The following is a 21,566-nucleotide window of genomic DNA, read 5'->3' as shown; positions in this document are numbered from 1 at the left end:
CTCCACCCCACCCCCGCCACCCCGCCGCCGCATACCCTGCCTGGGTGAGTGAGAACAGCACGCAGAAGTGGGCCGCGGGTGCGGCGACCGGGATCGGGTCGATGCCGGGCGGTGACGCACGAGAGGCAGCGAAGACCGTCACCGGTTCGCTGGAGGCCTTCCCCTACCTGCCCGAACTCCCGGCCCGGGGGCCCGGCGCCGACATGATCGGGCGGACCCTGGGGATGCTCGTCGAGGTCTACGGCCATGTGGAGCCCAGCGGCTGGCGGGTCAGCGACCGGCCGGGCCGCGACACCCGGCGCGCCCACGCCTGGCTCGGGGAGGATCTCGATGCCCTGGAGGAGTTCACCCAGGGGTACGAGGGGCCGCTGAAGGTCTCCGCGGTCGGCCCGTGGACCCTGGCCACCGCCCTGGAACTGCGCGGCGGCGAGGCGGCGGTCGGTGACCCCGGTGCCTGCCGGGATCTTGCCGCGTCCCTGGCGGAGGGGCTGCGCGGCCATCTCGCGGACGTACGGCGGCGGGTGCCGGGCGCCCGGGTCGTGCTCCAGCTCGACGAACCGTCGCTGACGTCGGTGCTCCAGGGGCGGGTGAAGACCGCCAGCGGCTACCGGACCTACCGTGCCGTCGACCGGGCGGTCGTCGAGGGCGCGCTGCGTGATCTTGTCGGGGTGGCGGAGGGCGGTCCCGTGGTCGTCCACTCGTGCGCCCCCGAGGTGCCCTTCGGGCTGCTGCGGCGGGCCGGCGTCGCGGGCATCTCGTTCGATTTCTCGCTGCTCACCGAGCGTGAGGAGGAGGCAGTCGGGGAGGCCGTCGAGGGCGGGACGACGCTGTTCGCAGGCGTGGTGCCGGGCGTGGACGGCCCATTGTCAGACCCTGCCGGTAGCGTCATGGGTGTCAGGACGCTGTGGCGCAGGCTGGGGCTGACGCCGGGGACTCTCAGCGAGTCCGTGGTGATCACTCCGTCCTGCGGGCTCGCGGGCGCTTCGCCCGCTTATGCCCGCTCGGCCCTCGCCCACTGCGTCCGGGCGGCGAGATCACTCGCAGACAACCCTGAGTGACCGCACTCAAGGACCACGGGAGGACAAGACGGTGGCTGGCGAACAGCACGCAGCGGGATCCGACGTGCCCGCGGCGGCGCGGGAGAAGCACGCGCAGCTCGCTGAGCAGATCGAGGAGCACCGCTTCCGGTATTACGTGAAGGACGCCCCGGTCGTCAGCGACGCGGAGTTCGACAGGCTGCTGCGCTCCCTGGAGGCCCTGGAGGACGAGCACCCCGCGCTGCGCACCCCCGATTCACCGACCCAGAAGGTCGCCGGTGCCTACGCCACGGAGTTCACCGAGGTCGAGCACCGCGAGCGGATGCTCTCGCTCGACAACGCCTTCGACGACGAGGAGTTGGCCGGCTGGGCCGAGCGGATCGCCGGTGAGCTGGGCGGCGATCCCCGGAGTGCCGGCTATCACTTCCTGTGCGAGCTGAAGGTCGACGGCCTCGCGGTCAACCTCACCTACGAGCACGGCCGGCTGACCCGCGCCGCCACCCGCGGGGACGGCCGTACGGGCGAGGACATCACCCCCAACGTCCGCACGATCGCGGAGATCCCGCACCGTCTGAAGGGCGACCGGATCCCGGATCTGGTCGAGGTGCGCGGGGAGGTCTACTTCCCGATGGAGAAGTTCCTGGAGCTCAACGAGCGACTGGTCGCCGACGGCAAGCCGCCGTTCGCCAACCCCCGTAACGCCGCGGCCGGTTCGCTGCGGCAGAAGGATCCCAAGATCACCGCCAGTCGCCCGCTGCACATGGTCGTCCATGGCGTCGGTGCCCGCGACGGCCTGGTGATCGACCGTCAGTCGCAGGCCTACGACCTGCTCAAGGAGTGGGGCCTGCCGACGGCCGCGCACAACAAGGTCGTCGACTCCCTGGCGGCGGTCCGCGAGTTCATCGCCCATTACGGCGACGCCGAAACCCGCCGTACGGCCGTCGAGCACGAGATCGACGGTGTCGTCGTCAAGCTGGACGAGATCCGGCTCCAGGGGCGGCTGGGCTCGACCTCGCGCGCGCCGCGCTGGGCGATCGCCTGGAAGTACCCGCCGGAGGAGGTCAACACCAAGCTGGTCGACATCCGCGTCGGCGTCGGCCGTACGGGACGGGTCACGCCGTATGCCGTGGTGGAGCCGGTGACGGTGGCCGGCTCCGAGGTGGAGTTCGCGACCCTGCACAACCAGGACGTGGTCAAGGCCAAGGGCGTGTTCATCGGCGACACCGTCGTGATCCGCAAGGCCGGCGACGTCATTCCGGAGATCCTGGGGCCGGTCGTCGATCTGCGGGACGGCAGCGAGCGGGAGTTCGTGATGCCGGCCGAGTGCCCCGAGTGCGGCACCGCGCTGCAGCCCGCCAAGGAGGGCGATGTCGACCTGCGGTGCCCCAACGCCCGTTCCTGCCCCGCCCAGATCCGTGAGCGGCTGTTCTACCTCGCCGGCCGCAAGTGCCTGGACATCGAGAACTTCGGCTATGTCGCGGCGACCGCGCTCAGCCAGCCGCTGGAGCCCGCGGAGCCGCCGCTGAGGGACGAGGGCGATCTTTTCGGCCTCTCCATCGAGCAGCTGCTGCCCATCAAGTCCTATGTCCTGGACCCGGATTCGGGCCTGCCCAAGCGCGATCCGAAGACCGGCGAGGAAAAGGTTGTCACCTTTTTCGCCAATCAAAAGGGCGAGCCGAAGAAGAACGCCCTGGCCATGCTGGAGAACATCCAGGCGGCCAAGCAACGCCCGCTGGCCAGGATCCTTACCGGTCTGTCGATCCGGCACGTGGGCCCGGTGGCCGCCGAGGCGCTGGCGCGGGAGTTCCGCTCGATCGACCGCATCCGGGACGCCGACGAGACCGAACTCGCCGCCGTCGACGGCGTCGGGGCCACCATCGCCGCCTCGCTCAAGCAGTGGTTCGCCGTGGACTGGCACCAGCAGATCATCGAGAGCTGGCGGGCCGCCGGTGTCCGGATGGAGGAGGAGCAAACGGGTGATGAGGGCCCGCGGCCCCTGGAAGGCGTCACCGTCGTCGTAACGGGCACACTTCAGTCACACACCAGAGATGGCGCGAAAGAGGCCCTCCAGAACCTCGGAGCGAAGGTGACCGGTTCCGTTTCGAAGAAGACCGGATTCGTAGTGGTGGGCGACAACCCGGGTTCGAAGTACGACAAGGCCATGCAGTTGAAGGTCCCCGTGCTGGACGATGATGGCTTCGCGGTGCTGCTGGAACAGGGTCCGGACGCAGCACGAGCGGTAGCTGTCACTCCGCCTGAAGAGGAGTGAGGTGTCACCCCATCGGCGCATACCAGATTGATCCGCGACGCCTGGTCGCATTCGGGCAACCGTCACCGATCGCTGCCCGCGGCGGCCTTCCGCGGCCTACTGTTGAGGAGTGCGCCTGCCGTGGCGCGGGCACAGCCGGCTGTGAGAGGGATCGGAATGAAACCGACCGACAGCGCCGCTCCGGCGTCGCGGCTCCGGCGGCTCGTCGTGCCCGCGCTGCCCGGGACCATCGTCACCGTGGCGGGCCTCGCGCTCGCCACGGGCGTCCTCGTGAACCTCGGCGAAGGTGACGCGCTGTTCCCCGGCGGCTCCATAGGCTGGTCGCTGGCGGTCCTCACCGGCATCATCGTGGGCCATCTGGTCGCCCTCGGCCGGGACCGCTGGTGGGGCGGCACGGGCTCCGGCGCCGCGCTCGCCCTCGCCGTCCTGCTGCTGTTCGGCTGGGTGCCCGCCACCCTCGTCAGCCTCTCCGTCGTCGTCCTCGTCGGCGCCGCCCGGCGCCACCGCTGGCGGCAGGCCGTGGTGCACGGCGCCGTGGACATCCTCGGCATCGGAGCCGCGGCGCTCGGCCTCGCCGCGTTCGGCGTGGCCTCCAGCGTCCGCCACCCGTGGTCCCCGCCGGCCTGGAACCTCTCCGTCCTCCCCGAAGTCGTCGTCACCGCCGCCGGCTATCTCGCCGTCAGCCGCGGCCTGCTCTGGCTCAGCCTCACCCCGCGCACCGGGCAGCTGCCCGCCATCCCCCGAACCGCCGTCGTACGACAGGCACTCGTCGGCATCGCCCTGCTCGGGATCTCCCCGCTGATCGCCGTCTGCGCCGTGCACGCCCCGCTGCTGCTGCCGCTGTTCGCGGTCCCGCTGATCGCGCTGGACTCCACCCTGTGGATAGCCCGCGCCCGAGCCGAGGAGCAGCTGCGCGACCCGCTCACCGGCCTGCCCAACCGCCAGTGGCTGCTGGAGCGCACCTGGACCGCGCTGGACGACGCCGAACGCGTCGGCGCCCGCTCCGCGCTGGTCCTCATCGACCTGGACCGCTTCCGCTCCGTCAACGACACCCTCGGCCACCTCGCCGGCGACCGGCTGCTGCTGCAGATCGCGGAACGGCTGCGGCACGCCCTCCCGCGCGGCGCCGAGGCGGCCCGGCTCGGCGGTGACGAGTTCGCCGTCCTGCTGCCCACCACCGACTCCCTCACCAGCTCCCAGCGGGCGGCCCGCCATCTCGTCGCCGCCCTCGGCTCGCCGCTGGATCTCGACGGGCTGACCCTCGTGCTCGAAGCCAGTGCGGGGGTCGCGGTCTTCCCCGACCACGCCCTCGACGCCGAAGGCCTGCTGCGCCGCGCCGATGTGGCGATGTACCAGGCCAAGCGCGACCGCAGCGGCGTCGAGCTCTACGAGGCCAAGCGGGACGGCAACACCCCCGACCGGCTCGGCCTGTTGGGCGATCTGCGGCGCGCCCTGGACGCGGGCGACGTCGAGCTGCACTACCAGCCCAAGGTCGGCTTCGACGGCCATGTCGCCGGGCTGGAGGCACTGGTCCGCTGGGTGCACCCGGACCGCGGCAGGGTCCCACCGGACGAGTTCATCGCCATCGCCGAGTCCTCCGGGCTGATGCCGCGGCTGACCGAGTACGTCCTGGAGACCGCCCTCGCCCAGGTGGCGCGCTGGCGCGCGATGGGCCTGGAGGTTCCGGTCGCCGTCAATGTCTCCCCGCGCGACGTGCACTCCCCGGGCTTCGCCGGAGCGGTCGCCGCGCGGCTCGCCCGGCACCGCGTCCCACCGGGCGCCCTCCAACTGGAGATAACCGAGCACGTCCTCCTGGAGGACCCCCAGCGGGCGGCCGACACCCTTGCCGGGCTCACCGCGCACGGCGTGAAGATGTCCCTCGACGACTTCGGCACCGGCTACTCCTCCCTGGTCCATCTGCGGCGCCTCCCGGTCAGCGAGCTGAAGATCGACCGCTCCTTCGTGGCCCGGCTGGCGGTCGACACCGAGGACGCGGAGATCGTCCGCTGCACCCTCGACCTCGCCCACTCCCTCGGCCTCCTGGTCGTCGCGGAGGGCGTCGAGGACGACGAGACCTGGGAGCGGCTGCGCGACCTCGGCTGTGACGCCGTACAGGGCTGGCTGGTGGCCGCCGCGATGCCACCGGACGAAACCACGGCCTGGCTCAGAGCCCGCGGTGAGCGCGGCTGGCAGCGTGAATCGGAGACGGCCGCCCTGGCGGCGGAGAAGGCCGCCGAGCGCCCTTCGGGACAGGTCCTGAACTGACCCGGCCACCGGCCGTCCCGTGTCCCCGCTCCGAAGAAGACCTCGAAGAAGACCTCGAAGAAGACCGCGAAGAAGACCCCGGGGAAGCCCCCGTGGAGGCTCCGGCACCACACCCGGTGCCGCAGCTCCCGCCCCGTCGGGGTGACCGGTCCACCGAGCCCGCCCGCGACGATCCCGAAACCACCGAGCCGGCCCGCGACGATCCCGAAGCCACCGGAGATCACCGCCCCGGCGGCCCGTCGTCCGGCGACCGCTGACCGGGCCGCCGGACGACGGCCCCGGACGAAGGGCGCCGGGCACTGGGCACCGGACGACGGCCCCGGACGACGGCCGCCGGTCGCGACCCGCCGCCACCCGCCGCAGGTCGCTCGCCGCCACCCGCCGCCCGCCGCCGACGGCCTGCGGCGGGCCCCCGGTGCCCCCGCGGAAAGGCCTGCGCGATTCCGTTGCGGGACGCCATAGGATTGGGTCCGCATATACAGCTACAGCCAAGAACACTCCGAGAACCCAGCAGAGGATCGCTGCATGCCTGGCATCACGCGCGAGGAGGTCGCCCACCTCGCCCGGCTGGCACGTCTGGAGCTGAAGGCCGAAGAGCTCGACCACTTCGCCGGACAGCTCGACGACATCATCGGCGCGGTCGCCCGCGTCTCCGAGGTCGCCGATCAAGACGTACCGCCGACCTCCCACCCGCTGCCCCTGACCAACGTCATGCGGCCGGACGAGGTCCGTCCGTCGCTGACCCCCGAGCAGGCGCTCTCCGGCGCCCCGGCCCAGGAGCAGCAGCGTTTCAAGGTGCCGCAGATCCTGGGGGAGGAGTGACCGACATGGCAGACCTGATCAAGCTCACCGCCGCCGAGATCGCGGCGAAGATCGCCGCCGGTGAGGTCACCGCCGTCGAGGTGACCGAGGCCCATCTGGCCCGCATCGAGGCCGTCGACGAGAAGGTGCACGCCTTCCTGCACGTCGACCGCGAGGGCGCGCTGGCCCAGGCCCGCGCCGTGGACGAGAAGAAGGCCCGCGGCGAGAAGCTCGGCCCGCTGGCCGGTGTCCCGCTCGCGCTCAAGGACATCTTCACGACGGAGGGGATTCCCACCACCGTCGGTTCGAAGATCCTCGAAGGCTGGCTCCCGCCCTACGACGCCACGCTCACCAAGAAGCTCAAGGCCGCCGACGTCGTCATCCTCGGCAAGACCAACATGGACGAGTTCGCCATGGGGTCGTCGACGGAGAACAGCGCCTACGGGCCGACCGGCAACCCCTGGGACCTGACCAAGATCCCCGGCGGCTCCGGTGGCGGCTCCAGCGCCGCCCTCGCCTCCTACGAGGCCCCGCTCGCCATCGGCACGGACACCGGCGGCTCCATCCGCCAGCCCGCGTCCGTCACCGGCACGGTCGGCGTCAAGCCCACCTACGGCGGCGTCTCCCGCTACGGCATGGTGGCGTTCTCCAGCTCCCTGGACCAGGGCGGCCCCTGTGCCCGTACGGTCCTGGACGCGGCGCTGCTGCACGAGGTCATCGCCGGCCACGACCCGCTGGACTCCACCTCCATCGACGCGCCGGTCCCGCCGGTCGTCGAGGCGGCCCGCAACGGCAGCGTCGAGGGCATGCGCGTCGGCGTCGTCAAGCAGTTCCGCGGCGAGGGCTACCAGGCCGGTGTCATCCAGCGCTTCGACGAGTCCGTCGCACTGCTGAAGGAGCTGGGCGCCGAGATCGTCGAGCTGGACTGCCCGTCCTTCGACCTGGCGCTGTCCGCGTACTACCTGATCGCGCCCTCGGAGTGCTCCTCCAACCTGGCCCGCTTCGACGCCATGCGCTACGGCCTGCGGGTCGGCGACGACGGCAGCAAGTCCGCCGAGGACGTCACCGCCCTGACCCGTGAGGCCGGCTTCGGTCCCGAGGTCAAGCGCCGGATCATGCTCGGCACGTACGCGCTCAGCTCCGGCTACTACGACGCGTACTACGGCTCCGCCCAGAAGGTGCGGACGCTGATCACCCGCGACTTCGAGAAGGCCTTCGAACAGGTCGACGTGATCGTTTCGCCGACCACGCCGACCACCGCCTTCCCGATCGGCGAGCGCGCCGACGACCCGATGGCGATGTACCTCGCCGACCTGTGCACGATCCCCACCAACCTGGCAGGCAACGCGGCCATGTCGCTGCCCTGCGGCCTGGCTCCCGAGGACGGGATGCCGGTGGGCCTGCAGATCATCGCCCCTGCCATGGCCGACGACCGGCTCTACAAGGTCGGTGCCGCGGTCGAGGCCGCGTTCACCGCCGCGTGGGGTCACCCGCTGCTTGAGGAGGCACCTGCACTGTGAGCGCCATGACCAAGAAGGCCAAGAACTTCAAGAAGTCGAAGTCCGGTCTGTACCTGTCGATCGGCAGCACCGCGTTCGGCGCCATCGGCGTCGCCAAGCAGGCCAAGCTGGCCCGCAAGGAGAACGACACGCTCCGCCTGATCGATGCCGCCGTTTCGGCCGCGGCGATCGTCACCGGCCTGGCGATCCTCTACCGCGAACTGAAGCGCCTGGGCGACGACGACGTCCTGCTGGGCTGAGAGGGAAAGTTTCACCGTGACTGTCACTGACCTGGTGTCGTACGAGGACGCCCTCGCGACGTACGACCCCGTCATGGGCCTGGAGGTCCATGTCGAGCTCGGCACCAACACCAAGATGTTCTGCGGGTGTTCCACGGCTCTCGGCGCGGACGCCAACTCGCAGACCTGCCCCACCTGCCTGGGCCTGCCCGGCTCGCTGCCGGTCGTCAACGCGACCGGTGTCGAGTCCGCGGTCAAGATCGGCCTGGCCCTGAACTGCTCCATCGCCGAATGGTGCCGCTTCGCCCGGAAGAACTACTTCTATCCGGACATGCCGAAGAACTTCCAGACCTCCCAGTACGACGAGCCGATCGCCTTCGACGGCTACCTCGACGTACAGCTGGAGGACGGCGAGATCTTCCGGGTGCACATCGAGCGCGCGCACATGGAGGAGGACACCGGCAAGTCCACCCACATCGGTGGTGCCACCGGCCGGATCCACGGCGCCCGGCACTCCCTCCTGGACTACAACCGCGCCGGCATCCCGCTCATCGAGATCGTCACCAAGCCGATCGAGGGTGCGGGCGAGCGGGCCCCCGAGGTCGCCAAGGCGTACGTCGCCGAACTGCGCGAGCTCATCAAGGCGCTGGACGTCTCCGAGGCCCGGATGGAACAGGGCCAGATGCGCTGCGACGTGAACCTGTCGCTGCGCCCCAAGGGCACCGAGAAGTTCGGTACGCGTTCGGAGACCAAGAACGTCAACTCGCTGCGCTCCGTGGAGCGGGCGGCCCGCTTCGAGATCCAGCGGCACGCCGCGGTGCTCTCCTCCGGCGGCACGATCATCCAGGAGACCCGGCACTTCCACGAGGAGGACGGCTCCACGACCTCCGGCCGCATCAAGGAAGAGGCCGAGGACTACCGCTACTTCCCCGAGCCGGACCTGGTGCCGGTGGCCCCCTCCCGCGAGTGGGTCGAGGAACTGCGGGCCGCGCTCCCCGAGCTGCCGCGGGTGCGCCGCAACCGGCTGCGCGAGGAGTGGGGCATCTCCGCGCACGATATGCAGTCGATCCTCAACGCGGGCGCGGTCGACCTGATCACCGCCACCGTCGACGCCGGCGCGGACTCCGCCTCGGCCCGTAAGTGGTGGATGGGCGAGCTGGCCCGCCGCGCCAACGAGGACGGCATCGAGCTGGCCGCCCTGCCGATCACCCCCGAGCAGGTCGCCCGGGTCGCCGCACTCGTCGCCGACGGCTCGCTGAACGACAAGCTGGCCCGCCAGACCATCGAGGGCGTGCTGGCCGGAGAGGGCGACCCGGACACCGTCGTCGAGAAGCGCGGCCTGAAGGTCGTCTCCGACGAGGGCGCCCTGGGCACCGCCGTGGACGAGGCCATCGCCGCCAACGCCGCCATCGCCGACAAGATCCGCGGCGGCAAGGTGGCCGCGGCCGGCGCCCTGGTCGGCGCGGTCATGAAGGCCACCCGCGGCCAGGCGGACGCGGCCCGCGTACGCGAGCTGATCCTTGAGAAGCTGGGCGTCGAGGGCTGACGCGTCTGCTTCTTGCGTACGACGCCGAGCGGCCGTCCTTCTCCGGAAGGGCGGCCGCTTCGCCATGTGGTTCACCCGATGGGCTCACGCGATCGGCTACGGGGAATGCCGGGCCGCTCCGCCGTGCTGTGACCGAGGAGAAGTCCCGTACGCCGTCCCGAGGCGGGCGGGGCTCGCCACCCCTCAGCCAATGGAGGAACGATGCCGCAGCACGCCCTTGCTTCCCGGATCGGTCGGGTCGGTGTCTGGCACGGCGGGCTTGGCCGGGTGCCGGCCGCCGTCGCGCGTCAGGCGGCGGCCGAGATCGAGCAACTGGGTTACGGCGCACTGTGGTTCGGGGAGACGCCGGCCACCGAGTCGATGAGCCAGGCCGCTCTGCTGCTGGCCGCGACGGGGCGGATCACGGTCGCCACCGGCATCGCCAACATCTGGGTACGGGACGCCTCCGCCACGCACAATGCCGCACAGACCCTGGCCGAGGCGTACGACGGACGCTTCCTGCTCGGCCTGGGGGCGAGCCACGCCCCGATCGTGGGTGCGCGCGGCCACGCCTTCGCCAAGCCGCTCGCGGCCATGCGCGAGTATCTGGACGCGATGGACGCGGCGCCGTACGCGGGGCCGGTGGCCGATCCCCCGCCCGCCCGGGTGCTGGCGGCGCTCGGCCCGAAGATGCTGGAGCTGGCGCGGGAGCGGACGGCCGGCGCCCACCCCTATTTCGTCACGCCTGAGCACACCGCCCGCGCCCGCGAGATCCTCGGTACCGGTCCGCTGCTCGCGCCCGAACAGGCCGTGCTGCTGGAGTCCGACCCCGCAACGGCCCGCTCCCTGGCCCGCGAACACCACACCCGCCTCTATCTCCAGCTGCCGAACTACACCGGCAATCTGCGCCGACTCGGCTTCGGGGACGAGGACTTCGCCGACGGCGGCAGCGACCGGCTGGTGGACGCGATCGTGGCATGGGGTGACGTGGACGCCATCCGACGGCGCGTGCAGGAACACCACGACGCCGGAGCGGACCATGTCGCCCTCCAGCCCCTGGTGGCGGACCGGGGCCTGGGCATCGAGCAACTGCGGGAACTGGCACCGGTGTTGCTCTAGACCGTGCCCGGTGTGGCGGGCCGGACGTTGGTGGGACATGAGGCCTGGGGGTGTGGGCCATGTCCTGGCTGTCCGGCCTGCACGCCGCTCGGATTTCCCTGCGCTCTGCGCCAGATTTCCTTTGCCAAGGGTGGGAAAGGCGGGCCGGAGAAGTATCCAGCGCCGCCCGTGTTCACCGACATCATGTATCCCGACGCGGCCTCGGCCATGGGGCCAGGACACAGCGACGTTCCCGACGTCATCGCGAAGTACTGGCCCAACGGCCACCAGGACAAGCTGCGTGCGGCATCAGCCGCCCTACCGGGCCGCAGCCACGGCGATCGAGGACCTCGCACGTCCCCAAGGGAGGGAAATGATGGTCTCTTTGGATGATCCGGTTGTGGAGGAAGTGCTTTTTCAGGGGCTTGAAGATTGGGTGGGGCTCACTACCGTTGTCTCCCTCGTGGAGAGTGAGAGGGAATCCTGGTGGAACCAGCCGGGCGAACCCGCCTCTCGCGATATCAAGGACGCCGCACTTTTGGTCGTGAGGTTTCTTCTCTCCAGCGGGCTCATGAAGGCTGGCGAACTCTCGACTTCGACTGCCGATCAATATGACTTCCTCGACTGGCCGGGCGGCACTCAAAAGATCCTTGAACACATTTCGGATGAATGGGGCGAGCTGACATCCCTGGACCGCTTCGAGCCCTGCTGGCTTCGCAGTACGGATGCCGGCCTGGAAGCAGGACGTGCCATCGACAGCTGATGACGTGGCGCAGTCCCGCCGCACTCCGGCCTGGTCCCCCATTACTGCATTGAGCTTCTGTGTGCCCTGCGAAGCACGGAAATGCTGTGGCGGTCCCGCTGGGAGAAGCTTGTTCTTCCGCTCGTCCACATCGGGTTTTCCGGTTACGAGGCCAGGGATCTTCTGGACTGAAATAACAGCCCAGAAGATCCCGATGAAGATGGAGATGCCTTGACCTGCGCGGATCGTGCTCGGCACCGTGCAGGTCGCGGTCTTAGTCGGGCGACATCGCTATCGCTGCTTCTTTGCCCTCAGGTGGCGCTCCCGTTGGCCGGCTGCTCAGCCGGGGTGTCCTTGTGGCTGATCGCCAGGTAGGCCACGAGCAGGATGATCGGGACGATGAGGGTCAGGGTGACCGGTCCCGTGCCCCAGCCGAGGCCGCCGCGGGAGGGGGAGACGCCCATCCAGTCGGCGAAGGAGGCTCCGAGCGGGCGGGTCAGCACGTACGCCCACCAGAAGGCGGCGACGGCGTTGAGGCCGAGGAAGCGTCCGGACAGTGCGGGCACCGCGATGAGGGCGGTGAACAGGAGGCCGGAGGGCAGATAGCCCCAGCGCAGGGTGCCCGCGGTGAGGTCACCGACCGCGGTGCCCAGGGCGAAGGTGGCGAGCACGGTCGCCCAGTAGAACGTCTCGCGGCGGCGGGTGCGGATGCTGTGGATGGACAGCGTTCCCTCGGACCCGTACCAGGCCGCCAGGATCGCGGCCAGCGCGGCGGAGAAGGCGATGACCGAGACCGTGTACGGGATGCCGGCCACGACGTGCACGACATCGGCGGCCATGGTGCCGAAGACGCTGACCATGACGATGGCGGACCAGTAGATCCAGGGCCGGTAACGGGTGGTCCGGAACTGGAGGATCAGCAGGGTCACCAGCCCGGCCAGTCCGAGGCTGCCGGCCGGTATCGGTCCGAGCGTCCGGCCGAGGTAGTCCGAGGCCGTTTCGCCCATGCCTGTGGTGAGTACTTTCACTCCCCAGAACAGAGCCGTGACCTGCGGTACCTTGCTCCAGCCCGGTCCGTGTCCACCTTCGGGCAAGGAGGTGCGGGACCATCCCTCGCCCACGGGCCGTGCCAGCGCCTCGCTGCTCGACTGCGCCATCGCCTGTCCGCCCTTCCGGCGCGCTGCGCCGTATCGGCAACCTTGTGCATTTCGGGCGCTGTTCAGCCGGCCACGCGTGGTCGGTGGCCACTGCCCAGCTTTCGTCTACACGACTGTAGACGATCGAATGGGGTGAGCCGCGGCCGCCTCCGGTCTGCGGTTCCGGAGGCCGCCGTACCCGCATTCGGGCCTCCTGGGGTCGTGCGGCGGCGCGTGTCGGCAGAGGATCGTCCCGACGGCTCGGTGGGAAGGGTGCGCACGGGAGCAGCGCGATGGGCGACGACCCACAGCATGGTGATCATCAGTGCCTGGAGGGCGCGGAATGCGGCGGTGCAGGCTGCGCGGACGGGGTCAGCCGCCCGTGTCCTGAGGGCCTCGGATGCCCCGCCGGCTCCGGCAACCCCGTCGGCCTGGGCCGCAGGCGATTTCTCGGGGCCGCCGCCGTAGGGGCCGCCGGTCTCGCCGCCGGGGTGACCGCCGGCTGTGACTCCACGTCAGGCGGGGGGCCCGGCGCCGGCCCCACCGGTGGCGATCAGCCGGACCTGGCCGCGGAGCGGGACCGGCCGGGAGACCCCGACTGGCGGATCCGTTCGGCCGGTCCGCCCGACGCCGTCCAGGGCTACACCGACAAGGTGAGCGTCCTGCCGGGCGAGGAGTTCGGGCTGTACGTCTCGACCACCGCACCCGGCTTCCACGTTGCGGCCTACCGGGTGGGCTGGTACCGCGGGGCCCAGGCCCGGCTCGTCTGGCGTTCGCAGCGGGTCGCCGGCCGGCGCCAGCGCCCCCCGCGGTTGCTGCCCGGGACCCGCAGCGTACGGGCGGACTGGCAGCGCAGCCTCGCCGTACGCACCGACGGCTGGCCGCCGGGCGCCTATCTGCTCCGGCTGGACGCGGAGCACGGGCACCAGCGGTACGTCCCGCTGATCGTCCGCTCGGCGCGGGCCGCGGGCCGGACGGTGCTGATGCATGCGGTGACGACCTGGCAGGCGTACAACGCATGGGGCGGCTACAGCCTCTACCGGGGTGCGGACGGCGCGTACGGGACGCGGTCGCTGGCGGTCAGCTTCGACCGGCCGTACGACACCAACGGTGCCGGGAAGTTCCTGGTCTACGAGCGGGCGCTGGTGGTCCTCGCGGAACGGCTGGGCCTCCCGCTGGCCTACACCACCGGTCTGGACGTCCACCGCACCCCGTCGGCGCTGCGGGGCGCCACGGCGGCGCTCTCGCCCGGCCACGACGAGTACTGGACCCCGCAGCAGCGGCAGCACGTCACCCGGGCCCGCGACGCCGGCACCAACCTGGCCTTCCTCGGGGCCAATGCCTGCTTCCGCCGGGTCAGGCTGGAGCCGGGGCCGTCCGGCGCCCTGCGCACCGTGGTCTGCTACAAGACCTCCTACCGGGACGATCCGCACTTCGCCGGTCCGCACCGGGCCCTGCCGACCCACGACTTCCGCCAACCGCCAGCCGCCGACCCGGAGTCCGCCCTGACCGGCGTCTTCTACGAGGGCTATCCGACGGACGCGCCCTATGTCGTGCACAGCGCGGACCACTGGCTCTTCGCGGGGACGGGAGTGAAGCGCGGCGCGGCCTTCGATCACCTCGTCGGGGTGGAGTACGACCGGGTCACGCCGGAAGCGCCCACACCGGCGCGGCTGGAGATCCTCGCCCACTCCCCGCTGGTCTGCAACGGCCGGAGCAGTCACGCGGACTCCGCCTACTACACCGTGCCGAGCGGCGCCGGAGTCTTCTCCTCCGGCACGATGCGGTGGGTCGAGGCCCTCATGGCCGGGACGCGTGACGACGGCCGCGATCACGGTATGGACGGCCGGACGCGAGCCTTCGTCACCCGCACCACCGAGAATCTGCTCCGTGCTTTTGCCGTGGGCCCTGCCGCGAAGATCCGGCCGGTACCGCGGGACAACGTAGCGAGCGTGTACGGAACTTGAGGCTGGTCGGCCGCCCCGGCCCGGCTCAGTGGCCCAGTCGCTCCAGGGCGGCGAGCGGGTAGCGTTCCCCGGCGACGGCGCCGTCGGGCACGGCCGCCCGGAGCCGGGCCGCCTGCTCCGGGTCCAGCGCGATTCCGGCCGCTGCCGCGTTCTCCTCCAGGTAGGCACGGCGTTTGGTGCCGGGGATCGGGACGATGTCCTCGCCCTGGGCGAGCAGCCAGGCGAGGACGGCCTGGGCCGGGGTGCAGCCGAGGGACTCGGCGATCGTACGGACGGCCTGGACGAGGCGCAGATTGCGGTCGATGTTGTCCGCGGAGAACCGTGGCCACCGGCGCCGGGCGTCCTCGGCGGTGAGGTCGTCGCGGGACGCCAGCGCACCCGTCAGCATGCCGCGCCCGAGCGGGGAGTACGCCACGACGCCGATGCCCAGCTCCCGGCAGGTCGCCCGCATCTCGCCCTCCAGGACATCCCGCGTGAAGAGGGAGTGCTCCAACTGGACGGCGCTGATGGGGTGGACGGCGTGTGCCCGGCGCAGCGTCTGCGGGCTCACTTCGCTGAGACCCAGATGGCGTACGGCACCGGCGGCGACGAGCTCGGCCATCGCGCCGACCGTCTCCTCGATGGGGACGGCCGGATCGCGTCGGTGCAGGTAGTAGAGGTCGATGCGGTCCGTACCGAGGCGGCACAGCGAGGCGTGACAGGCCTCGCGCACCCAGGCGGCGGAGGAGTCGACCTCGTTCACCCGCCCTGTCGCGGCGTCGTGCCGCAGCCCGAACTTGGTCGCGACGACCAGCCCGTCCCGCTGCGCGGCGGTACGGCTGCGCAGCCAGCGGCCGAGGAACTCCTCGTTGGCGCCCTGTCCGTAGGCGTCCGCGGTGTCGAGCAGGGTGATGCCGAGCTCGACCGCGCGGTCGAGGGTGCGCACGGACTCCGCGTCGTCCGGGACGCCGTACGAGGCCGACATCCCCATGCAGCCGAGGCCGAGCGCGGAGACGCCCGGGCCGTGGGTACCGAGCCGTCGGTACTTCATCGTCCCCCCGGCGCCGGTCAGTTGGTGATGTCGGCGAGGAACGCGGACCAGGCGGCGGCGCTCAGGGTGAGCGACGGCCCGGTGGGGTTCTTGGAGTCGCGGATGTGTATGGCGTGGGGGCAGGCGGCCACTTCCAGGCAGTCGCCGCCCTCGCTGCCGCTGTAGCTGGACTTGTGCCAGTCGTAGGCGACCTCGATGCAGTTGCCGCCTTCGCTGCCGCTGTGGCTCGACTTGTGCCATTCGTAAGCTACTTCGATGCAGTTGCCGCCTGCACTGCCGCTGTAGCTGGACTTGAACCAGGTAAGACCGTGAGAGAAGTGCTGGGCTGCTGTGCTGGTCATGACTCTCCTAGCAAGTCGTCCAGCAGGCTCTTCGTCTCCTCAGGGGTGAGGGCCTGCGACCGCAGCATCCCATATACCTGTTGATACACGCTGACCTGATCTGGATCGTCGACCAGGAAGCTGATCCGTTGCGCTTCGATGTAGGCGAGGTGATCGTGTTCGGGGGTCTCCAACAGGACCAGCGGACCATCCAGGGAAGCATGGGTACGTCGGGCCGTCGGCATGATCTGTAGCCCCAAGAAGGGGAGTTCGGCGCACGAGCGGAGATGGCGGAGCTGGGCGCGGAGGGTCTCCGGGCTGCCGATCGGCCGGTGGAGCACCACCTCTTCCAGGATGAAGTTGAGCATGGGCCGAGGCTTCTTGCGCTCCAGCAGCTTCTGTCGGCTGATTCGTCCGGAAACCCACTCCTCGGCCTGTCCCTCGTCCAGTGGCGGGTAGAGGGAGTCGAATGTTGCTCGTGCGTACGGCTCGGTCTGTAACAGGCCGGGCACCACCTGGTTTTCGTACGACAGCAGCGTCAGCGCCTCCTCCTCATGCTCCACCAGGTCCTGGACGAACGCGGGCAGCTTCTCCCGTTCGGGAACCTTGGCCACGGCTACGGCCAACGCGCCCTTCGTGTCGAGGAGTTCGTCCAGCGTCTCCGCCAGGTCGATCTTCAGCGGTCTGCGGCCCTGCTCGATCGATCCGATCGTGTCCTCGTGCAGTCCCACCCGCTCGGCCAGCGTGGGCTGGGTGATGCGGGCGGCCCTGCGGAAGTGGCTCAGCTGGGCGCCGATCACGTGCCAGGAAGTGATCCTCTTCGGTTTGTTCGCCGGGTGCATGCGCTCTGCCTTCCCCTCCCCGTGACGGCATGACACCGCCAGATGTCGTACAGCGAATCCGTACGACCTGACGCTGTGGCCCAGCATAGTCACGCACTGTGACAGTGGCGGTTATGCACAAGGAGATCCGGGCGCTCTGTGCCCGTACGGCGTTCTACCGGCGCGAGCGCCGATCCGTCCCGCGGGCGCGGCAGTTCGCCCGTACTGCCCTCACCGACTGGGACCTGGACCACCTCGCGGACGACGTCCTGCTCTGCGTGAGCGAACTGGCCACCAACGCGCTGCTGCACGGCGTTCCGCCCGGCCGTGGCTACCGGCTGGTGCTGGCGCTGGACGAGTGCGGGCTGCTGCGCGTCGAGGTGCACGACAGCGGTGGCGGGGAGCCGCGGCTGCCCGTGTCGCTGCCGTACGACGGTGACGAGGGCGAGTCCGGGCGGGGGTTGCTGCTGGTGTCCGCGCTCGCCGACGCGTGGGGCGTCGGCGAGCGCGTGCCGGGGAAGATCATGTGGTGCGAGTTCCGCTGCTACGGCAAGGACTGCGGCACGGGCTACGGCAGGCCGTGAACGTGCGGGCCGACCGCGTCCGACCAGGCGTTGCCGCTCGCCGCGTCCCAGTTGGTCGACCACGTCATGGCGCCCCGTATGCCGGGGTAGGTCCTGGCCGGTTTGAAGGAGCCGCAGCTGGTGCCGTGTGCGAGGCAGTCCAGGGCGGCGTTGACGACGGACGGGGCGACATAGCCGCTGCCCGCGCCCCGGGTGGAGGCGGGCAGGCCCAGGCCCACCTGGGAGGGGGCGAGGCCGCCTTCGAGCTGGATGCAGGCCAGGGCGGTGAGGAATTCGACGGTCCCCTGGGAGTAGACCTTGCCGTCGCAGCCGAGCATCGAACCGCTGTTGTAGTACTGCATGTTGACGACGGTGAGGATGTCCTTCACGTTCAGCGCGGTCTGGAAGTAGCCGCCCGAAGTGGACTGCATGTCGAGGGTCTGGGGCGCCATGGTGAGGACGAGGTGGCCGCCCGCCTTCTGGGAGAGCGAGCGCAGCGCCTGGCTCATATAGGTCGGGTTGAGGCCGTTTTCGAGGTCGATGTCGACGCCGTCGAAGCCGTACTGCCGCATGAGGGCGTAGAGGCTGTCGGCGAAGTTGGCGGCCGATGTGGCGTCGTTGACGGAGACGGTGCCCCGTTCGCCGCCGACGGAGAGGATCACCGACTTTCCGGCCGCCTGCTTGGCCTTGATGTCGGCCTTGAACTGGTCGACGGTGTAGCCGCCGAGGCCGGCCGAGTCGAGGGAGAAGGACACGGCGCCGGGTGTCGTGGTGGCGTCGGCGAAGGCGACGGCGATGATGTCGTACTGGGCGGGCACGTCGCTGATCTTCTGGACCGTCGCGCCGTTGTTGAAGTTCTGCCAGTAGCCGGTGACCGCGTGCCGGGGGACGGCGGGGGTGCCGCCGCTGCCGGAGGGGGCGGTGGTGGCCGTGAGGGGTGCCGAACGGGCCGATTCGCCGGCCGCATTGGTGGCCGAGACCTGGAAGCGGTAGGAGGTGGCGGCCGCCAGGCCGGAGACCGTGGCCGAAGTGCCGTTCACCGCACCGTACTTGGTGTCGTCGCGGTAGACGGTGTAGCCGGTGGCGCCGGAGACCGGGGTCCAGGACAGGGCCACGGAGGACGGGGTCACCGCGCCGGCGGTGAGGCCGTCGGGCGCGGCCGGGACCTGTGGCCCGGGGTCGGTGCCGCCCCCGCCGTCGGGTCCCAGGACGCTGAAGTCGTCGGCGTAGTAGGTGGGTTGGCCGTACCAGCCATGGGTGTAGACGGTGACCGAGGTGGTGGCCGGTCCGGTCGTGAAGGTGGTACTGAGCTGCTGCCAGCCGGTGGCGGACGGGGTCCAGGTGGAGACGTCCGTGGTGCCGGTGCCGGAGGCGCCCAGGTAGACGTAGGAGCCCTGGACGTATGCGCTGAGCCGGTAGGTCGCGCCGGGCTTGACGGCGACGGTCTGGGAACAGGTGGCGTTGTCGGAGGCGGTGGGGGTGGCCTTGAGGGCGCCGGTGCCGCTGTGGACGGGGGAGCCGGTGGTGCTGGCGCTGCCCGCCGAGCAGGTCCAGTTGCTCAGGCCGGATTCGTAGCCTGCGTTCCTGGCGGCGTTGACGTCGGCGGCGGCGGCCGGGGTGGAGCCGGACAGGGTGGCCGCCGCGGCGGCGAGGGCCGTCAGTGCCGTCGCGAGCAGGCGTCTGCGGCGGGCCGGCCGGGTGTGTGCGGTGCGAGGCATGGCTGTCTCCAGTGCCGTAGGGGGGAACACGGGGAGAACTGCAGCAAGACGGTGGCCACCGCTCCTGGCCACAGAATGGTTCAGACCAATGGGTCGGTCAAGAGGTGTGGCGCGATGGGGACTTGTGCATCCGTCGCGGACCACCACCCGGGGCGGCGACGGTCGCGGACCGCCACCCAGGGCATCAACGGCCCTGCGGCGTAGAGAAGTTGGCGCCCCGTACACCTGTTCTCCGGCACCCCCGTCCACTACCGTCCCCGTCGCCTCGTCGCACGGATGGGCAGGGCGCGTAGCGATCGGTAGCGATGGCCGTCGACTGGGAGGTCGAGCGTGGCACCGGAGTTGTCTCGTAGACGGGTACTGGGCGTGGGGGCCGCGGCGATGGGGGCGGCGATGGCCGGCTCGCTGCTGCCGCCGTCGTTGCAGCAGGCGCTGGCGGACGAGGCGGCGCGGCCGGCGCGGGGCGGGGGAGGGCTGGCGGACGTCCGGCACGTCGTCGTGCTGATGCAGGAGAACCGCTCCTTCGACCACTACTTCGGGACGCTGCGCGGCGTCCGCGGCTACGGGGACCGCAACGCCGTCGAACTGCCCGGTGGCCGCAGCATCTACGAGCAGCCCGGCCTGCTGGGGCTGGGCACCGTCCTGCCCTTCCCGGTACGGGCGGCGGCCGCGTCGCAGAAGAAGGACCTGCAGTACATCGGGGCGCTGGACCACAGCTGGTTCGGTGGGGCGGTGGCCTGGCACGGCGGCTGGATGAACGGCTGGGTCACCGCCAAGACTGCGGCCACGATGGCGTATTACGACCGGCAGGACGTCCCGCTCCACTACGAGCTGGCGGACACCTTCACCGTCTGCGATGCCTACCACTCCGCCATCCACTCCTCCACCAGCCCCAACCGCAACCATCTGGTGAGCGGGTGGACGGGCTTCGAGCCCAACGGCAAGCGGGCGGTGGGCAACGACGCCTACGAGGAGGACACCCACACCGGCTACACCTGGACCACGTATGCCGAGCGGCTGGAGAAAGCCGGCCGCAGTTGGCGGGTCTACCAGGAGTGGGACAACTTCACCGACAACAACCTGGAGTTCTACGCCGTCTTCAAGGCGGTCGCGAAGAAGGCCCTGGTGAAGGTGGACGGGGTACACACCATGACCGCCTTCTACACCAAGCTGGCCGGTGCGGACGAGGCCGGGCGTACCCGGCTGACGGCGCTGCTGGAGGAGGGCGTACGGGGCCTGGACCGCGGCGAGCGGAGCCTGTTCGAGCGGGCGCTGCGGCGCGGCGGGCCGGGCAGCACCGCGGACGCCTTCGCCGCCGATGTGGCGGGCGGCACGCTGCCCGAGGTGTCCTACCTCGTCCCGTCCGCCGCGGATTCCGAGCACCCCGGCGCGTCCTCGCCGGCCGCGAGCGCCACCCTCGTCTACAAGGTGCTGGACGCGCTGGGCAGGAACCCGGACGTCTGGCGGCACACCGTGCTCCTGCTGACCTACGACGAGAACGACGGGTTCTTCGACCATGTGCCGCCGCCGGTGCCGCCGCCGGGGACGGACGGGGAGTTCTGGGACGGGCTGCCGACCGGTCTGGGCATGCGGGTGCCGATGCTGGTCATCTCGCCGTGGTCGGTCGGCGGCTACGCCTGCTCGCAAGTCTTCGACCACACCTCGATCACCCGGTTCCTGGAGCGCTGGACGGGGATCAGGGAACCGAACATCAGCGCCTGGCGGCGCACCGTCTGCGGGGATCTGACCTCCGCCTTCGACTTCTCCCGCGGGCGCGGACAGCCGGCGGTGCACCGGCCCGGCCCGGTCCCGGCGTTCAGCGGGCGCTGGTCACCGTGGCCGCCGCTGCGCCAGGAACTGCCCCGGCAGGAGCCCGGCAGCCGGCCGGCCAGGGCGCTGCCGTACCAGCCGGACGCCGACGGCGGCTTCGACCCGGGCGCCGCGGTCTTCCGGATGGCCGTGCGCAACGTCGGCCGGGCCGCCGTACACCTGGCGCTCTACCCGTACGCGAAGGAGTGGGACGCGCCACAGCACCGTGAGGTGCGGGAAGAGGGCGAGTGGGATGTCCCGGTAAAGGGTGGTACCTACCGCTTCACCGTGACCGGACCGAACGGCTTCCGGCGGGAGTTCGCCGGGACGGCGCGGGGCGCGGCCGCGGCCGTCGGCCTCGCCACGCGGATCGACGCCGGTCGGCGCACCCTGCATCTGACCGTCACCAACCCCGGCCGCGCCGATCTGACCTGCACCCTGAAGCCGCTGGCCTACGCGGGCGCGGGCGCGGGCTCGGACGGGGCACCGCGCACGGTGACGGTGAAGGCCGGGGCCGTCCGCACCGTCGCGTACGACACCCGGGACGCGCACGGCTGGTACGACCTCGCTCTCACGGTCGCCGAGGACGCGACCTTCCACCGGCGGCTGATGGGACATGTGGAGAACGGGCGGGAGTCGGTCACCGGCTGAGGCGGAGAGGGAGGGAGCGGCCGGGGCGGGGGACCGGCCGCTCCCTCCCTCTCCGCCTCAGCCGGTGACCGACTCC

At 70.9% G+C, this 21,566-nt stretch carries 17 protein-coding genes; 12 read left to right on the top strand and 5 right to left on the bottom strand.

Going from position 1 to position 21,566, the window contains the following annotated elements; all coding sequences use genetic code 11:
- The first annotated feature begins 44 nt into the window (after positions 1 to 44).
- From EST54_RS27975 to EST54_RS27935, 9 genes are all read left to right on the top strand, one after another.
- On the top strand, positions 45 to 1,058 hold the full coding sequence (locus tag EST54_RS27975) for a methionine synthase (RefSeq protein WP_129250503.1): 1,014 nt from the start codon (positions 45 to 47) through the stop codon (positions 1,056 to 1,058).
- A 31-nt stretch (positions 1,059 to 1,089) separates the two neighbouring features.
- Positions 1,090 to 3,306, top strand: a complete 2,217-nt coding sequence (gene ligA, locus EST54_RS27970; protein WP_129250502.1) for an NAD-dependent DNA ligase LigA — start codon at positions 1,090 to 1,092, stop codon at positions 3,304 to 3,306.
- Positions 3,307 to 3,462: 156 nt separating this feature from the next.
- Positions 3,463 to 5,571 (top strand): putative bifunctional diguanylate cyclase/phosphodiesterase, encoded by a 2,109-nt coding sequence (locus EST54_RS27965; RefSeq protein ID WP_129250501.1) that lies wholly within the window; start codon positions 3,463 to 3,465, stop codon positions 5,569 to 5,571.
- A gap of 525 nt (positions 5,572 to 6,096) precedes the next feature.
- Entirely contained in the window at positions 6,097 to 6,393 is a 297-nt protein-coding gene (gene gatC, locus EST54_RS27960; RefSeq protein WP_006602950.1) for an Asp-tRNA(Asn)/Glu-tRNA(Gln) amidotransferase subunit GatC, read from the top strand.
- A gap of 5 nt (positions 6,394 to 6,398) precedes the next feature.
- Positions 6,399 to 7,892 carry an Asp-tRNA(Asn)/Glu-tRNA(Gln) amidotransferase subunit GatA gene (gatA, locus tag EST54_RS27955; protein ID WP_129250500.1) on the top strand — a complete coding sequence of 498 codons (1,494 nt, stop codon included), beginning with the start codon at positions 6,399 to 6,401 and terminating at the stop codon, positions 7,890 to 7,892.
- 5 nt (positions 7,893 to 7,897) lie between these two features.
- Positions 7,898 to 8,131, top strand: a complete 234-nt coding sequence (locus EST54_RS27950) for a hypothetical protein (protein WP_129250505.1) — start codon at positions 7,898 to 7,900, stop codon at positions 8,129 to 8,131.
- A 16-nt stretch (positions 8,132 to 8,147) separates the two neighbouring features.
- Entirely contained in the window at positions 8,148 to 9,656 is a 1,509-nt protein-coding gene (gene gatB, locus EST54_RS27945; RefSeq protein WP_129250499.1) for an Asp-tRNA(Asn)/Glu-tRNA(Gln) amidotransferase subunit GatB, read from the top strand.
- 201 nt (positions 9,657 to 9,857) lie between these two features.
- Entirely contained in the window at positions 9,858 to 10,754 is an 897-nt protein-coding gene (locus EST54_RS27940; protein ID WP_129250498.1) for an LLM class F420-dependent oxidoreductase, read from the top strand.
- A 280-nt stretch (positions 10,755 to 11,034) separates the two neighbouring features.
- Entirely contained in the window at positions 11,035 to 11,496 is a 462-nt protein-coding gene (locus tag EST54_RS27935; protein ID WP_203525387.1) for a hypothetical protein, read from the top strand.
- A gap of 290 nt (positions 11,497 to 11,786) precedes the next feature.
- On the opposite strand, the gene EST54_RS27930 is transcribed toward EST54_RS27935, so the two are convergent.
- Entirely contained in the window at positions 11,787 to 12,632 is an 846-nt protein-coding gene (locus EST54_RS27930; protein WP_129250496.1) for a COG4705 family protein, read from the bottom strand.
- A gap of 272 nt (positions 12,633 to 12,904) precedes the next feature.
- Between EST54_RS27930 and EST54_RS27925 the strand changes: the two genes are divergently transcribed.
- Positions 12,905 to 14,578, top strand: coding sequence for a N,N-dimethylformamidase beta subunit family domain-containing protein (locus tag EST54_RS27925; RefSeq protein ID WP_174857532.1), 1,674 nt, complete (start codon positions 12,905 to 12,907; stop codon positions 14,576 to 14,578).
- 25 nt (positions 14,579 to 14,603) lie between these two features.
- Here EST54_RS27925 and EST54_RS27920 read toward each other — a convergent pair whose 3' ends face one another.
- From EST54_RS27920 to EST54_RS27910, 3 genes are read right to left on the bottom strand one after another with little or no spacing between them, the layout of a single operon-like run.
- The gene (locus tag EST54_RS27920) at positions 14,604 to 15,608 is read right to left on the bottom strand and encodes an aldo/keto reductase (RefSeq protein WP_129250495.1); all 1,005 of its coding nucleotides are present in this window, start codon (positions 15,606 to 15,608) and stop codon (positions 14,604 to 14,606) included.
- Positions 15,609 to 15,625: 17 nt separating this feature from the next.
- The gene (locus EST54_RS27915; RefSeq protein ID WP_129250494.1) at positions 15,626 to 15,949 is read right to left on the bottom strand and encodes a DUF397 domain-containing protein; all 324 of its coding nucleotides are present in this window, start codon (positions 15,947 to 15,949) and stop codon (positions 15,626 to 15,628) included.
- Entirely contained in the window at positions 15,946 to 16,770 is an 825-nt protein-coding gene (locus EST54_RS27910; RefSeq protein ID WP_129250493.1) for a helix-turn-helix domain-containing protein, read from the bottom strand. Before EST54_RS27910 ends, EST54_RS27915 begins: the two co-directional genes overlap by 4 nt.
- Before the next feature lie 113 nt (positions 16,771 to 16,883).
- On the opposite strand from EST54_RS27910, the gene EST54_RS27905 reads away from it, so the two are divergent.
- The gene (locus tag EST54_RS27905; RefSeq protein WP_129250492.1) at positions 16,884 to 17,333 is read left to right on the top strand and encodes an ATP-binding protein; all 450 of its coding nucleotides are present in this window, start codon (positions 16,884 to 16,886) and stop codon (positions 17,331 to 17,333) included.
- Here the strand turns inward: EST54_RS27905 and EST54_RS27900 are convergent.
- Positions 17,318 to 19,030: a chitinase gene (locus EST54_RS27900; protein WP_129250491.1), complete on the bottom strand. Its 1,713-nt coding sequence runs from the start codon at positions 19,028 to 19,030 to the stop codon at positions 17,318 to 17,320. The two genes, EST54_RS27905 and EST54_RS27900, sit on opposite strands and share 16 nt — an antisense overlap.
- Positions 19,031 to 19,360: 330 nt before the next feature.
- On the opposite strand from EST54_RS27900, the gene EST54_RS27895 reads away from it, so the two are divergent.
- Positions 19,361 to 21,490: a phosphocholine-specific phospholipase C gene (locus tag EST54_RS27895; RefSeq protein ID WP_129250490.1), complete on the top strand. Its 2,130-nt coding sequence runs from the start codon at positions 19,361 to 19,363 to the stop codon at positions 21,488 to 21,490.
- The last annotated feature ends 76 nt before the right edge of the window (positions 21,491 to 21,566 follow it).

Source organism: Streptomyces sioyaensis (assembly GCF_004122735.1).
Taxonomy (GTDB): domain Bacteria; phylum Actinomycetota; class Actinomycetes; order Streptomycetales; family Streptomycetaceae; genus Streptomyces; species Streptomyces sioyaensis.
The sequence above is the reverse complement of the archived record's forward strand: the minus strand, read 5'-3'. Positions and strand labels throughout refer to the sequence as shown.

What these genes read in the sequence shown, in the direction of transcription:
- gatC (WP_006602950.1), top strand. Translation starts at nt 6,097, where the DNA reads ATGCCTGGCATCACGCGCGAGGAGGTCGCCCACCTCGCCCGGCTGGCA.
- EST54_RS27900 (WP_129250491.1), bottom strand. Translation starts at nt 19,030, where the DNA reads ATGCCTCGCACCGCACACACCCGGCCGGCCCGCCGCAGACGCCTGCTC.
- EST54_RS27910 (WP_129250493.1), bottom strand. Translation starts at nt 16,770, where the DNA reads ATGCACCCGGCGAACAAACCGAAGAGGATCACTTCCTGGCACGTGATC.
- EST54_RS27965 (WP_129250501.1), top strand. Translation starts at nt 3,463, where the DNA reads ATGAAACCGACCGACAGCGCCGCTCCGGCGTCGCGGCTCCGGCGGCTC.
- EST54_RS27915 (WP_129250494.1), bottom strand. Translation starts at nt 15,949, where the DNA reads ATGACCAGCACAGCAGCCCAGCACTTCTCTCACGGTCTTACCTGGTTC.
- EST54_RS27940 (WP_129250498.1), top strand. Translation starts at nt 9,858, where the DNA reads ATGCCGCAGCACGCCCTTGCTTCCCGGATCGGTCGGGTCGGTGTCTGG.
- gatA (WP_129250500.1), top strand. Translation starts at nt 6,399, where the DNA reads ATGGCAGACCTGATCAAGCTCACCGCCGCCGAGATCGCGGCGAAGATC.
- EST54_RS27930 (WP_129250496.1), bottom strand. Translation starts at nt 12,632, where the DNA reads ATGGCGCAGTCGAGCAGCGAGGCGCTGGCACGGCCCGTGGGCGAGGGA.
- EST54_RS27925 (WP_174857532.1), top strand. Translation starts at nt 12,905, where the DNA reads ATGGGCGACGACCCACAGCATGGTGATCATCAGTGCCTGGAGGGCGCG.
- EST54_RS27920 (WP_129250495.1), bottom strand. Translation starts at nt 15,608, where the DNA reads ATGAAGTACCGACGGCTCGGTACCCACGGCCCGGGCGTCTCCGCGCTC.
- EST54_RS27950 (WP_129250505.1), top strand. Translation starts at nt 7,898, where the DNA reads ATGACCAAGAAGGCCAAGAACTTCAAGAAGTCGAAGTCCGGTCTGTAC.
- EST54_RS27905 (WP_129250492.1), top strand. Translation starts at nt 16,884, where the DNA reads ATGCACAAGGAGATCCGGGCGCTCTGTGCCCGTACGGCGTTCTACCGG.